The following is a 13,774-nucleotide window of genomic DNA, read 5'->3' on the forward strand; positions in this document are numbered from 1 at the left end:
CATATACTCTTACTAAAATTATACTATATTAATACCAAAGTGTGGTAAAATTGACTTGGGAAATTTTTAATTTTAATTACCTCTTTGGGAGGTTTTTAAAAAATGAGAACAAATATAAACAGGATTATTTATTTTGTCATTGTCGCTGCGGTTTTAATAATAATACCATATACATTCTTGAGTTTATACCTCAATTCTTTTGTAGAAACATTTAGAAATACTTTTCAAAAAAATGTTGAATTTCTGTCAAATTCTATATCGTTCAGCTCTTTTCAATGGGATGAAATGTACGATGCTGTGACTAATGATGATAAAGAATTTCTAGAAGAACAATTTAAAGATATTATAAAAAATTACCCCTTTACGGAAAAGGTACATATTGAAAATAAAAAACCAGAATTTGACTCTTTGTATAAAATTTCATCTGACCAAACAAAGATATATGTGGAATTCAAAATATACGATAGCTTTGGTGAGAAAAATATCCAAGACAAAGTAGCTATAGCTGTATTTTCTGCACAAAAAATAGTCGATTACATGGGAGTAAAGAATTTGGAAATTAATAAGTTTGGCAAACCTTTTGTGTACAATCTGCGCTATTACATAAAACCAAGCATAGCCGATATAAGTATCGCTTTAAGTGTTTTTTCCATAGTATTGTTGTTACTAATTTCTGTAGTTCTCATAGCAGAGAGAAATTACAGAAAAGTGGAAGAAACTCACAAAAAAGCCTTGCAAGCAATTAGTGAACTTTCCCAATCTTTACTTAAAGGCGTTCTTGAGCCTACATATCAATTATTGCTTGATTATGCTGTAAAAATCATTCCTGGAGCACAAGCGGGAAGTGTATTGACAAAAGAAAATGACTTTTTTGTTTTTTCCGCGGTAGTTGGATATGATTTTGAAACACTTTCAAAAATAAAACTCAAACCAGAAGAATTGGCTCAAGGATATACAAGAGAATTAAAGATAATAAAGAGGATTGGAAGTTTCGATAAACAGAATTTACCTGATGAGAAAATTGAACAACTGAGAGATTCTGGTAAAACAGAAGAGATAAAATCAACATTAGCCATTCCAATAGTAATTAACAATGAAATAGTAGCTTTTCTGAATTCAGATAACTTTGAAAGTGAAAATGCTTTTGGTCAGCTTTCTGTAGAAATAGGGAAAGCATTCGCTAATCAGTTGGGATTGATATTCGAAAAAATTAGGTTAGAAAAGGAATTATTAGAGAAAAAAGAAGCTTTGGAATATTTAGCACTACACGATCCGTTAACCGGATTACCAAACAGAAGATTTCTTGAAATTGAGCTGGAAAGAATGTTAACGCTTGCTCAAAGAGAAAATAAATATGTATGCTTATTATATTTAGACTTGAAAAAATTTAAACCTGTAAACGATAAATACGGTCATGATGCAGGAGATTACGTTCTAAAAGTTCTAGCTGAAAGATTTAGAAACGTTGTAAGGAAAAGTGATTTTGTATCAAGGGTAGGTGGGGATGAATTCATATTCTTGCTTTACGACTGCAAAGATTATATAAATTTCTTAGAAAGAATATTAGGAGAGATTGAAAAAGATGTATTTTACAGCTATTCTAAAATAAATATTTCAGGAAATTTTGGCATAGCTATCTATCCCGATGATGCAAAATCACCTGATGATTTGATTATGAAAGCCGATATGGCTATGTACTATGCCAAGACAAATGATTTAAAATTTTACTTAGCAAAAAATATAGAAATTAAACCTCAAGATAGCAAGGAAAATAATAACAATAAGTTTTAGCTAATTGACTTTATATAAAATAAATGGTAAAATCTTTTTGAGGGTTTTACCATTTATTTTTATTTTCACAAGGTGGGGTGGTATGATATGGAATTAAAAGAAGAGAAAAGGACATTGAAAATAACAGGTATGACTTGTGCAAATTGTGCGAGAATAGTTGAAAAATCACTTTCAAAAGTTGAAGGTGTGAAATTTGCTGCGGTAAATTTAGCCACAAATACCGCTTTTGTTGTACTTGAAAAAGAAGTAGATGAAGAAAAATTAAAAAAAGCTGTCGAAAATGTTGGATACGGTGTTTCTGACGAACCTATAGAAATGATAGAAGAAAAGAGATTGAAAAGAATAAAATCTAACATGATAATTGCTTTGGCATTGACCATTCCTCTAATGATTCTTATGTTTTTACACACGAGTGGTAAACATATTCCTTATTTCAAAGAGATTGAATTAATCGTTTCCGCAATAGTCATATTTTACGCTGGTAGAGACACAATAAAAGGAGCTAGTATTGCACTTTTGCATAAACACGCGAATATGGATACGCTCATTCTCTTTGGTTCTGCTACAGCTTGGTCAACAAATATCTTGACTTATTTTGGCACTAATATCCATCCTTTTGGTACAATTGGTGCTATGATAGTTTCTTTGCATCTTCTTGGAAGATACATAGAATCGTATCTTAGAGACAGAGCATCGAAACAAGTAAGAGAATTAATTAATCTGCAAGCTAAGGAAGCGCTTGTAATAACGGACAAAGGTGAAATTTTAATGCCTATTGAGGCGATAAAAGAAGGCTCCATAGTTGTCGTTAAACCAGGCGAAAGAATTCCAGTAGATGGAATTATAGTCGAAGGTAGTACATCCATAGACGAGTCTATGATTACAGGTGAATCGATACCTGTTTCAAAAGAAGTAAACGATGAAGTTGTTGGTGGTTCATTAAATCTTACAGGTGCTATAAAGATTAAAGTGACAAAAGTTGGTGAAGATACTTTTTTATCGAAGATAATAAATCTTATTCAAGAAGCTCAAGGCGCAAAGGTTCCAATTCAAGCATTAGCAGACAGGATAACAAACTGGTTTGTACCAATGATAATATCATTAGCTACAATAAGTGCTTTTGTTTGGTATTTCAATTTTGAAAATCTCAATATGCTAACTCATAGCATAAGAAGTTTTCTTCCATGGACGCTCCATACATCAGATCCACTTTCGTTTGCGGTTTTCGTATTTTTGACAACCGTTGTTATAGCCTGTCCTTGCGCACTTGGTCTTGCAACTCCGATGGCGCTAATTGTCGGAACTTCTTTGGCTGCAAAAAAAGGATTACTTATAAGAAACGCCGAGGCTATTCAAACAGCTAAAGAGGTTGGATATGTACTCTTTGATAAAACTGGAACATTGACAGAAGGGAAACCACAGGTAATTTACACAGATTTGCCAGAAAGCGAGTATGAAAAAATACTGGCTATCGAAAATCTATCCAACCATCCTCTTGCAAAAGCTGTAGTTGATTATCTGAGAACGCAAATTAATAATAAAAATAACGATATTGAAATAGAAAAGTTTGAAGAACTGCACGGAAAAGGCGTAAGAGCAAGAGTGAATGGTGATTTTTATTTCATAGGAAAAACTGAAAATATATCAGCTTACGAAGATTACACAATAAACGGTTGCTCAATTGTGGAAGTGCGAAAAAACGAAAATATATTAGGTTTCTTTGCGATCCAAGATGTTATAAGGCACGATTCAGGAGAAGCGATATACAAATTAAGCAAAATGGGTATAACCCCTGTTATGGTTACTGGCGATAATGAAAATACCGCAAGATTTGTTGCAGAAAAACTCGGAATAAAAGAAGTATTTGCAAACGTCAAACCTGAGGAAAAATTGGATATCGTTAGAAAATTTCAAGCTAAAGGCAAGAAAGTTATAATGGTAGGCGATGGTATAAACGATGCAGCAGCTCTGAAAAGCGCGGATATAGGAATAGCCGTAAGTAGTGGAAGTGACATTGCGTTAGATAATTCTGATATAATTATTACAAAAGGTGGAATATCAAAAGTTGTCGACGCGATAGAAATATCTAAATTGACGTTTAAAACAATCAAAACAAATCTACTTTTTGCGTTTTTCTACAACGTTTTGGCTATTCCACTTGCAATGTTCGGATTATTGCACCCAGCTATAGCGGAAGGTGCCATGGCGATGAGTTCAATTACAGTTATAATTAATTCCATGAGAATTAGAAAGGAAAAGAAGCCTTCATGCTGTAGTTAGGTCTAACATTGTTTAAAAATACTTAAAAACACTTAAGAGAGGAAGGTGTTATTATGGCAAGGTATTTGTTGAAAGTTCCTGATATTTCATGCAACCACTGTAAAATGCGAATTCAAAAAGCACTTGAAGAAATTGGAGAGAAAGACTTTGAAGTGAAAGTCGCTGAAAAAGAAGTAATAATAGACACGGAAAATATCGAAAAAGTTGTCAAAAAATTGGAAGAAATAGACTATCCAGTAGAACAAGCAATTATTCAATAAAATCTTACCTTTTCATCTAGGGAGAACGTTTTCATGGCAATAGAAAGAGAGAAAAAATATTTCGTCGATGAAACGCTTGCAAAAAATCTAATAAAAAGTTCATTGGCAAAATTAGGTGTAATCCAATGGTATTTAGAAAAATGCCCAATTAAAACTGATAGAGAATGTAGGGTAAGGTACACCGTAGATGAGCATGGAAACGAAAAGTGGATAGTTGCTTTTAAATCAGACCTCAGGGAAGATTTTACAAGAATTGAGGAAGAGCACGAGATAAGTCCAGCAAATGAGCTTTTTGGTGAACTTTCAAAAAGCCCAGTAGTTGTGAAAATAAGATACTTTCTATTATTCAAGCCAGCAGAGGTTGTTTTGGATGAATTTTTAGAAATTGATAAACCTTACCGTGTAAACATAAAATATATGGCGGAGATTGAAACAGAGGACGAATTCGAAAAATACGAAAGCGTGTTTAATCTCCGAAAAGATATGTCGATTGAAGAGTTCAAAACCTTTACTAACAAAAATATAGCCGTAATTAGTCAGATAAAACCTGAAAAATTGATTGAAAAAGTAAAGCAAATTGTGAATTCAGAACAATAAAGTGGCTCTTAAGAGCCACTTTATTGTTGATGATTATTTCTCTTCAAAAGCCAAACCTAAATTTTCCAGTATTTTTTTCTCATTGTAGAATATCAACAGTATATATCCAAGAATCATAAACGAAAGGGATACTATAGCACTAATTCTAAGTCCCATTTCATTAACTTCGTTTTTGCCAAGGATAAATAACGATGGAAAGATAAGTCCAGCAACCGTTTGGCCCATCTTCTGCATGAAAGTCCTTGCTCCAAAGAAAACTGCAGCCTTGTAATTTCCTGTTTCCCTTCCGTGAGCTTCCGCAATATCGGCAACCATTGCGTTCGGAAGTATACCAAATATAGCCAAAGGAATAGCAGAAAGAATAGCCACAATGTAACTTTGTATAATTGGAGATACATTGTACTTACCAAGCATCGAAACAAATACAAAATCAATTGCGAAGATGATAAAGCCAATCATTAAAAGTTTTTTCTTACCAAATTTCTTAGCTAAAAAGTTGACTGGAACATAGAATATAAAGGATAATAAGAACATTATAAGCTGCACTTGTGAAGCTTGCTCTTTTGGAAGTCCCAATAAAACCGTAACGTAATAAACAAGTCCCAGGCTAATACCAGTCAAACCAACCCAATAGAGCAAATCTTGAAATACAAATATTAAGAAATTTTTCTCCTTGAACGCGGTTATAATTGCCTCTAAACCGCCTTCATTTACGGTATGACTTTCGCAGTAACGCTTTTCATCGATGAATATAATTGGCAAAAGCATTAACACAAAACCTATTATCCCATAGACAATAACTACCAATTGAAATGCCCTTACCGGTTCAAAGCCTGCTTTTTCAAGCAAAGTCTGGAACAAATAGACTTGTGTACCAATTACATAACCAATTGCCCATGTAATAGAAATAAGTGTACTTAGAAGTAACCTTTCGTTTGGATCATGCCCCAATTCACTCATCCAAGCAAAGAAAGGTGTAACGTACATAGTCATAAACCAATAGAAAATTATCACAGTTGCGAATAACCAAGCAGTATTTAACGCAAAGTTATTAGCCGAAGGAGGTAAGAAAGGTAAGAAAGAAAATATCGCAAACGGTAAAACACTAATTGCTAAAAATCCTCGTCTCCTACCAAGTTTTAATTTACTTCTATCAGATAGCGTCGCGACAATTGGATCTGTAACCGCATCAAAAAACCTTGAAACTCCCAAAGCAAGTCCAACAATAGTCAAACCCGCAAATACAATACCTCTTTGAATAAATTGTGGAAAGTTAACCGTTTCTGGCGGCATGTAAAAGTAAACAAGCGCATTTCCAATAGCAAAACTCACAAGTGACCAACCAAGCTGACCAAGAGCATACATCCACTTCTTCCACATCGGCAATCTTTCAGCCATAACCTCAACCCCCTTATACCTACAATCGTTATTGTATGATAATTTTTGTTCATTATTGTTTGGTAACGTTACCGAATGTTCATGAATATTCTATCATTTAATCATTAAAAATTAGAAAGCGTTTTTGAATTTTTATTAGTAAAAATAATCAATTAAAGTATTTTTTCCTCAAATTATCTGTATTTATCTCCGTTTTTCACTTAAAATTACTCGTTAACATTCATTGACATCGTATGAAAAATAATTATGATTTTTTAAAAGAAAAATATAATCTTATTAACACTAAGTTAACTAATAACACAATAAAAAGTTACTTTTAAGCAAAATTATAGAAAAATTTAAATTTTATAATTGTACGGAGGTTAATATGAGATTGACATTAGATAGTAACATAAAAGTCGCGGGGGCGAAGGGGATGAAACACTATGAAACACTCATTTAACATACAAACTCACACCAATGATAAGACCAAAGAAAAAGAAATCGCTTTTCCAATGTATGTTCCGAAGATGTATGAGAGAGAACCTCACATTAAAGAATGTCTAACTTGTATTTTTTGGAGTGGACATAGAAGGTTTGAGAATAGAAAATTTATAGCCGTTTCTAAAAAAACAATCGGGAATTGTTTATGGATTAACCAATATAAAACTGCATCGGAAAGTTGTAACCATTGGAAAGGAAAATAAATTTATTTAATAAACATTTCTAATAAAAAAGCAGCCCTTCAATGTTTAGGGCTGCTTTTCTTGTTACTTTAATATTACCATCAGTAGAAAATTTTCGCTAATTGCTTAATATAATAATCCACAGGTCTTACATTGAGCAGTGTTTCACTGTAAGGTACTTCTGTAACTATGAATCCTTTAACTCCAACCGCATGGTAGAATTTACCCATTTTTACTAGTTCGACAGCACGAGCACTCATCTGCGTTGCAATAATTCTATCAATTGCAGCTGGCACGCCTCCCCTTTGGATATAGCCAAGGTTTGTGTAACGCCATTCGATGTTTAATTTTCTTTCTATGTAAAGTCCTATAACTTCAGCTGGGTCTGTTTCATATGAGCATTTGCATTCATCTAATATTTCATCTGGTAGTTTTACTCCATCTTCAACAACTACGATCGAGAATCTTTTTCCGCTTTCGTATCTGTGTTGAATTGTTGTGACAAGTTCTTTTGGATCTACAGCATCAGAACTTGTTACAACAAAATCGGCTCCACCTGCGAGTCCTCCAAATGTCGCAAGCCATCCACCCGGTGCTCCCATTGTCTTTACTATCATTACACGGTGGTGTGATTCAGCTGTTGAGTGGATAATATCAAGTGCTTGAGTCACATGCTCAAGTGCTGTGATGAAACCTATTGAGAAGTCGGTAAACGATAAATCATTGTCTATCGTTGCTGGAACTATTATGCTTGGTATTCCGTACTTTTGCAAGTTCAAAGCACTTTTAACCGCGTTTCTTCCTCCAAAAATAATGTATCCTGATATGCCATATTGAGTTGTTTTGTTTTTTATAGTTACTAAATCTTCGTCTTTTTCTGGGATAAATAGCGAAGTCCCAAGTATCGTTCCACCTCTGTGGAGTATACCAGAAACGTCGTCTCTAACTAGTATATCCACTTTATCTTTAAGTAACCCTTCAAAACCATCTTTTATTCCCATTACCTCTATCTCTTTTTCAATTGCATTTACTACAACTGACCTTATCGCAGCATTTAAACCTGGACAGTCGTTACCTACTGAGAGTATACCTATTCTCCTCATTTATAGCCACCTCCCCACTATTGAGTAAAATACTATCGATGTTATTGCCATTAATTTAATAAGAATATTGAGAGACGGACCAGCTGTATCTTTGTAAGGGTCACCAACTGTATCACCAACAACCGTTGCTTTGTGTGTAAACGAGCCTTTACCACCAAGGTGCCCTTCTTCAACAAACTTCTTGGCGTTGTCCCATGCTCCTCCTGAATTTGCCATGAATATCGCAAGTGCAACACCCGTCACTGTTGAACCGATAAGTAAACCTGCGACTGCTTGAACCCCAAGACCTACCATAAGAATAATTGGTGCGAGAATGGCTAAGATTGCCGGAAGTACCATTCGTTTCAAGGCACCTTTCGTTGCTATTTTTATACAACTTTGATAATCTGGCTCGCTCGTACCAGAAAGTATGCCCGGTATCTCTTTTATTTGTCTTCTGATTTCTTCAACCATATCGTTTGCCGCATCACCAACAGCGTTCATTGTAAGTGCTGAGAAGAAGAATGTCAGCATCGCACCAATAAGTGCTCCAATGAACATTTTAGGATCTTGAAGATTTATTTCTTGAACGTGAGCAGTTGAACCAAAATTCGCAAATAATGCTATAGCTGTGAGGGCCGCTGAACCTATCGCAAAACCTTTACCCATTGCCGCGGTTGTGTTTCCAAGAGCATCTAATTTATCAGTAATTGCTCTGACACTTTTATCTAAACCTGACATTTCCGCAACTCCACCTGCGTTATCCGCTATAGGACCGTACGCGTCAACGGAAAGGTTCATAGCAAGTGTTGCCAACATACCAACGCCCGCCATGGCTATACCATAAAGCCCCGCAATTTTGTAAGCTAATAACGTACCTACAGCAATAATTATCGTTATTACCGCTGTCGATTCCATTCCAAGGGCCGTACCGCTGATGATAACGTTCGCTGGCCCCATCATAGCAGAGTGCGCCAATTTTTCGACTTTCTTTCCAGAAGTGTACCATTCGGTGATAAGGCCTATAGCTACTCCAACGATATTACCAATGAGAACTACCCAGAAGAGATTTAAGTTTTTCTCTATAATCGAATATGCCAATGAGAATATTAGAAACACAACACTTGACGCAATTGTACCACTTCTCAATGCCAAGGCAGGTTCTGTGTTCATTTTTGAAAGAACCTTTACCAATATAATCGCAAGTATCGATGCAATTAAACCAAAACCTACTATGTAAAGTGTGTTTAAGATCCCTTTATCTCCAAATAAGATGTAACCAAGTGCTATTCCTGAAAATATTGAACCAACGTAAGACTCGTAAAGGTCAGCTCCCATCCCTGCAACGTCTCCTACGTTATCTCCAACGTTGTCGGCTATAACCGCAGGGTTTCTCGGGTCGTCTTCTGGTAAATTCGATTCCACTTTTCCTACGATGTCTGCACCAACATCCGCTGCTTTTGTGTATATACCTCCACCAACTCTGGCAAATAGGGCTACAAATGACGCTCCAAGTGAATAATAGCTAACCGCTTGAAGTCCAAACATCAGGTAAACTATGCTTAAGCCAAGAAGGCCTAAGACAGAAACGGTTAGCCCCATAACTGCTCCTCCAGAAAATGCTATATCTAATGCTTCACCAACACCTTTTGTCGCACCCCATGCGGTACGCGCGTTAGATTTAGTAGCTATCATCATACCAAAAAAGCCTGCTAAAACCGAAAAAACTGAACCAATAATAAACGAAAGTGCTTGTTTATATCCTGTAGTGAATGTAAATAAAAGAGCTAAAACTATGACTATTGGAAAAAATACGGTGTACTCCTGGAACAAGAACGAGCGCGCACCTTTTTGGATTATGTTTGAAATCCTCTCTGTTTTTTCGTTTCCAGGACTTTTGTCAAGTACTGATAACGTTAGATAGATAATCAGTACAGTACCTATAGCTATCGAAGAAAATAGTAGTATCAAAATCCCAACCTCCTTTTTTAAATATTAATTTTTAACTGAATTTATAGACTGCACAAGTCTCTTTTACTTTTATAAAAAACCGGGGATGTGGATCCCCGATTTATGTTACATAGCTATAATTACTATTTTAAGACTATTTTGTAATGTTTATATTGATTTGGTCCACTTAATTACTATTGGGGATGCTATGAATATTGACGAGTACGTACCTACAACAACACCTATGGTCATTCCAAACGCAAATGATTTAATTCCACCTGTTGAAAATAGCATGAGCATTAAAACTACGAAAAAGGTTGTTAATGATGTGTTTATGGTTCTTATTAAAACAGAATTTATACTATCATTTACAACAGTCGCTATATCTTTACCTCTAAATTTCTTTCCAAATTCTCTTATTCTATCGAATACGATAATAGTGTCATTAACAGAGTAACCAACAAGGGTTAGTAATGCTGCAATAGCTGCGATGTTCATTTCAATCCCGAATATAGAATAAAATCCCATTGTTATTATAACATCGTGTATGAGTGCTAATATTGCACCAACACCAAATGAAAATTTGAATCTAAGAGCAACGTAAACAAGTATACCAAGAAGAGTAAAGACTATAGCCTTCCATGTAAGATTTTTTATTTCATTCGCTGCATCACCGCTAATTTCATTGAAAGACGCAACTTTTGCATTAAGTAGGTTTTCTATCTTTTTCGAAATCTCCGCTTTTTCGTCCGCTGTGTAAACTCTCAATTGTCCTTTTTCGTCTTTTGGAGCGACAACTATTGAAAATGTTTTGTCTGTTTCCTGACCTAACGCATGTACTTCAAGTATCCTTGCATTTGTAAATTCTTGACCAAGTGAGGAAATCTTTTGTCTTACGTCTGCGACAGTCATATCTTTTGATGCTTTAACAACTATTTCGCTTCCACCGATAAATTCTAAACCAAGATTAAATCCCTTGGTGAAAAAACTTATTATTGAAACAATTATAAGGACAGCTGATAATGCCATAAAGAAGTATCGTTTACCAACAAAATCGATTTTCATTACTGTGCACCCCCTGTCTTTCTCACTCTAATTGCTCCAGCCATTGCGTCAAGTAAGAATTTGCTGAATACCAAATTCATGAACATTGCTGAGAAGATACCAACGATTGTTGTTATAGCAAAGCCTTTTATTGTTCCCGTACCAAAGTAGTAAAGGAAGAGAGCTGCGATTATAGTCGTTAGGTTTGCGTCAAAGAGTGTCCAGAAAGATCTTGAAAATGCAACTTCTATAGCTGCTTTTGGTGTTTTCCCGGCTCTGATTTCTTCTTTTATCCTTTCGTAAATAATTATGTTTCCATCAACAAGTGTACCTATTGTAAAGATTATACCTGCGATACCTGGTAATGTTAATATCGCACCCGTACCGGCCAAGAAACCGAATATTAGTATAAGCGCATAGAATATACCGATAATTGCGACAATTCCCATAACACCATAGAAAGCAAGCATGTAAATCATTACCAATGCCGCGCCAATTATACCTGCGTTTAGAGATTGTTTAAGTACATCTTTACCAAGAAGTGGTGAAACAAGGCTTGCGGAAGTTTTTTCAAGTCTTGCAGGTAATGCTCCACTTCTTAAAATTGCTGCAAGTTCTTTGGCTTCATCAAATGTGAAATTACCTCTAATCTGTCCTTTACCATCTTCTATTGGGCTTACAACAAATCCTACAAATTGAACTTTGTCATCAAGTACTATCGCTAATCTCTTTTTTAAAGCCATTTGATATTGTGTCGTACCACTATTGAGAACCTGTTCTGGTACGTAAAGCTCTTTTGTTATATTTTTAAATATTTCAACGTATTCTCTTGCCAAAGTAAATGATACAACATAGTTTGCAACACCTTTTTGGTCAACAGTAGGAACTGCTTCGGAAATTCTTGGACCAGAAAGAACAAGATCTCTTCTGTTATTTATTTCTTTCCTTATTAAGTACCATTTTTTACCATCTTTATCTGAATACCATTGTGCTCCTTCCCTAGTAGCAAGGTTCACATCATCAGGGTTGGTAGTTGGGTCATAATCTCTTTCGTCGATTGCTTGACCAAACCACAAAAGACCGGTTGAACCAACCAATTTTTCAGCAAATGATGTGTCAGTTGCATCAGGAATTTCAACTATGATAAATGAATTATTTTCCCTGAAGCTTTTCTTTACTACTGCTTCCGTATATCCAGCCGAGTCAAGCCTATTTCTGAGAACTGTCCACACATCGTCAACTACAGCACTTGGATTTTCTACACCTTTTTCAATATCAACTCTGTACTCAAGCCTTACGCCACCGCTGAGGTCCAAACCGAGTTTGATTCTACTGAAAAGCTTAGCAATACCTGTTGCTTGTCTTCCCCCTGGTAATAACAATGCCACAATGGCTGCGACCAGTAGCACTAATGAAAGTATGAGTCTTACACGGTCACTTCGCATAGTAATACCCTCCCTTGATGTTTATTCTTTAGAATTCTCCTTGGAATTATCGTTTTCTTCTTCCTTTACCTCTTCTTTCTCTTTAATAACCTTCGCAATGTAAGCTTTGTGAATTTCAAGCTCAGTTGAGTTCGCACTCTTAACTTTTATTGTGTCCTTTTTGATATCAATTATCTTTCCAACAATTCCACCAGTTGTTATAATTGTGTCTCCCCTTTTAAGGGATTCAACCATTTGCTTAAATTCTTTTTCCCTTCTTCTTTGTGGTAAAATAACCAAGAAATACATCATTGCAAAGAATATAAGAAGCATTATGAGCATTTGCATCAATGCTCCTGCTCCACTTGTTGAAGTAGCTGTTGTTCCTGTCGTCGCACCTGCATCAGGTGCGCCTGCAAAAATCATCCTCATAACAAATACCTCCTTTTATTTTAACGACATTTCTGCCGCTTTCACAGTGTGTTCCATCAATACAAGAGTTGTAATACGACCAACTCCGCCTGGAACGGGCGTTAATTCGCAAATTTCAGAAACAGATGGATCAACATCTCCAACAATCTCATCCCCTTCAACGTTGATTCCAACATCTATAACTATTGTACCAGGTTTGAAGTAATCTTTTCCAAACATCTTCGCTTTTCCTATAGCAACAACTACAATATCAGAATTTTTGGTAATCTCAGCAATATCCTTTGTTCTTGAGTGACAAACTGTAACTGTTGCGTCTACACCCTTTTGAAGAAGAAGCATAGCAAGAGGTTTTCCGACCGTGACACTTCGACCAATTACCGCTATCTTTTTACCTGATGGATTTGTGAGGTAATTTATTATCCTTAAAACCGCCTCCGCTGTACATGGAGGGAATACTGGTTTGTCATACAAAATGTTACCAAGGTTAATTGGATGGCGTCCTTCAATATCTTTATCCGGTGATATTAAAGAAACTGCCTCGTACTCAGAAATATCAGATGGTAACGGGTGCGTCAAAAATATTCCGTTTACGGAACCATCTGCTGAGAGTTTTGGTAAAAGAATTTTCAAATCCATCGCTTTTGGTGCTTCATACACCGCAAAATCAATTCCAAATCTTTTTGCTTGTTTTTCTTGGCTTCTTAAGTACGCCAATGTTGAAGAATCAGGTTGACAAGTAACTGCAACCAACTTTGGAGGTTTAGAAAGTTTAGATACACGTTCTTTTATATTTTCAACCATTGAAGAATACAAAGGTTCTATATTGATAAACATAAAAACACTTCCCCTCA

General features: G+C 35.5%; 11 protein-coding genes. 4 read left to right on the top strand and 7 right to left on the bottom strand.

Annotated features, from left to right (window positions below):
- Window positions 1-102 precede the first annotated feature (102 nt).
- From AS161_RS07625 to AS161_RS07640, 4 genes are all read left to right on the top strand, one after another.
- Window positions 103-1,791, top strand: a complete 1,689-nt coding sequence (locus AS161_RS07625) for a GGDEF domain-containing protein (RefSeq protein WP_164542344.1) — start codon at window positions 103-105, stop codon at window positions 1,789-1,791.
- Between the two features lie 87 nt (window positions 1,792-1,878).
- Window positions 1,879-4,071: a cation-translocating P-type ATPase gene (locus AS161_RS07630; RefSeq protein WP_164542345.1), complete on the top strand. Its 2,193-nt coding sequence runs from the start codon at window positions 1,879-1,881 to the stop codon at window positions 4,069-4,071.
- Between the two features lie 53 nt (window positions 4,072-4,124).
- Window positions 4,125-4,331 (top strand): heavy-metal-associated domain-containing protein, encoded by a 207-nt coding sequence (locus tag AS161_RS07635; RefSeq protein WP_011994502.1) that lies wholly within the window; start codon window positions 4,125-4,127, stop codon window positions 4,329-4,331.
- Between the two features lie 33 nt (window positions 4,332-4,364).
- Window positions 4,365-4,928 carry a hypothetical protein gene (locus tag AS161_RS07640; RefSeq protein WP_164542346.1) on the top strand — a complete coding sequence of 188 codons (564 nt, stop codon included), beginning with the start codon at window positions 4,365-4,367 and terminating at the stop codon, window positions 4,926-4,928.
- A 33-nt stretch (window positions 4,929-4,961) separates the two neighbouring features.
- Here AS161_RS07640 and AS161_RS07645 read toward each other — a convergent pair whose 3' ends face one another.
- The 7 genes from AS161_RS07645 to AS161_RS07675 all read right to left on the bottom strand — a co-directional run bounded on the left by AS161_RS07645 (window position 4,962) and on the right by AS161_RS07675 (window position 13,757).
- Window positions 4,962-6,326 carry an MFS transporter gene (locus AS161_RS07645; RefSeq protein WP_164542347.1) on the bottom strand — a complete coding sequence of 455 codons (1,365 nt, stop codon included), beginning with the start codon at window positions 6,324-6,326 and terminating at the stop codon, window positions 4,962-4,964.
- A 766-nt stretch (window positions 6,327-7,092) separates the two neighbouring features.
- Complete coding sequence (locus AS161_RS07650; RefSeq protein WP_164542348.1) at window positions 7,093-8,094, bottom strand: ATP-dependent 6-phosphofructokinase; 1,002 nt, start codon at window positions 8,092-8,094, stop codon at window positions 7,093-7,095.
- Window positions 8,095-10,044 carry a sodium-translocating pyrophosphatase gene (locus tag AS161_RS07655; RefSeq protein ID WP_164542350.1) on the bottom strand — a complete coding sequence of 650 codons (1,950 nt, stop codon included), beginning with the start codon at window positions 10,042-10,044 and terminating at the stop codon, window positions 8,095-8,097. It lies immediately after the preceding gene.
- Between the two features lie 147 nt (window positions 10,045-10,191).
- Entirely contained in the window at window positions 10,192-11,088 is an 897-nt protein-coding gene (secF, locus tag AS161_RS07660) for a protein translocase subunit SecF (RefSeq protein ID WP_164542351.1), read from the bottom strand.
- Entirely contained in the window at window positions 11,088-12,512 is a 1,425-nt protein-coding gene (gene secD / locus AS161_RS07665) for a protein translocase subunit SecD (RefSeq protein ID WP_164542352.1), read from the bottom strand. The genes secF and secD overlap by 1 nt, the downstream gene beginning before the upstream one ends.
- 21 nt (window positions 12,513-12,533) lie before the next feature.
- Entirely contained in the window at window positions 12,534-12,923 is a 390-nt protein-coding gene (yajC, locus tag AS161_RS07670; protein WP_011994495.1) for a preprotein translocase subunit YajC, read from the bottom strand.
- Between the two features lie 15 nt (window positions 12,924-12,938).
- Entirely contained in the window at window positions 12,939-13,757 is an 819-nt protein-coding gene (locus AS161_RS07675; RefSeq protein ID WP_164542353.1) for a bifunctional 5,10-methylenetetrahydrofolate dehydrogenase/5,10-methenyltetrahydrofolate cyclohydrolase, read from the bottom strand.
- Window positions 13,758-13,774 lie beyond the last annotated feature (17 nt).

This window comes from Fervidobacterium sp. 2310opik-2, assembly GCF_011057735.1.
GTDB lineage: Bacteria > Thermotogota > Thermotogae > Thermotogales > Fervidobacteriaceae > Fervidobacterium > Fervidobacterium nodosum.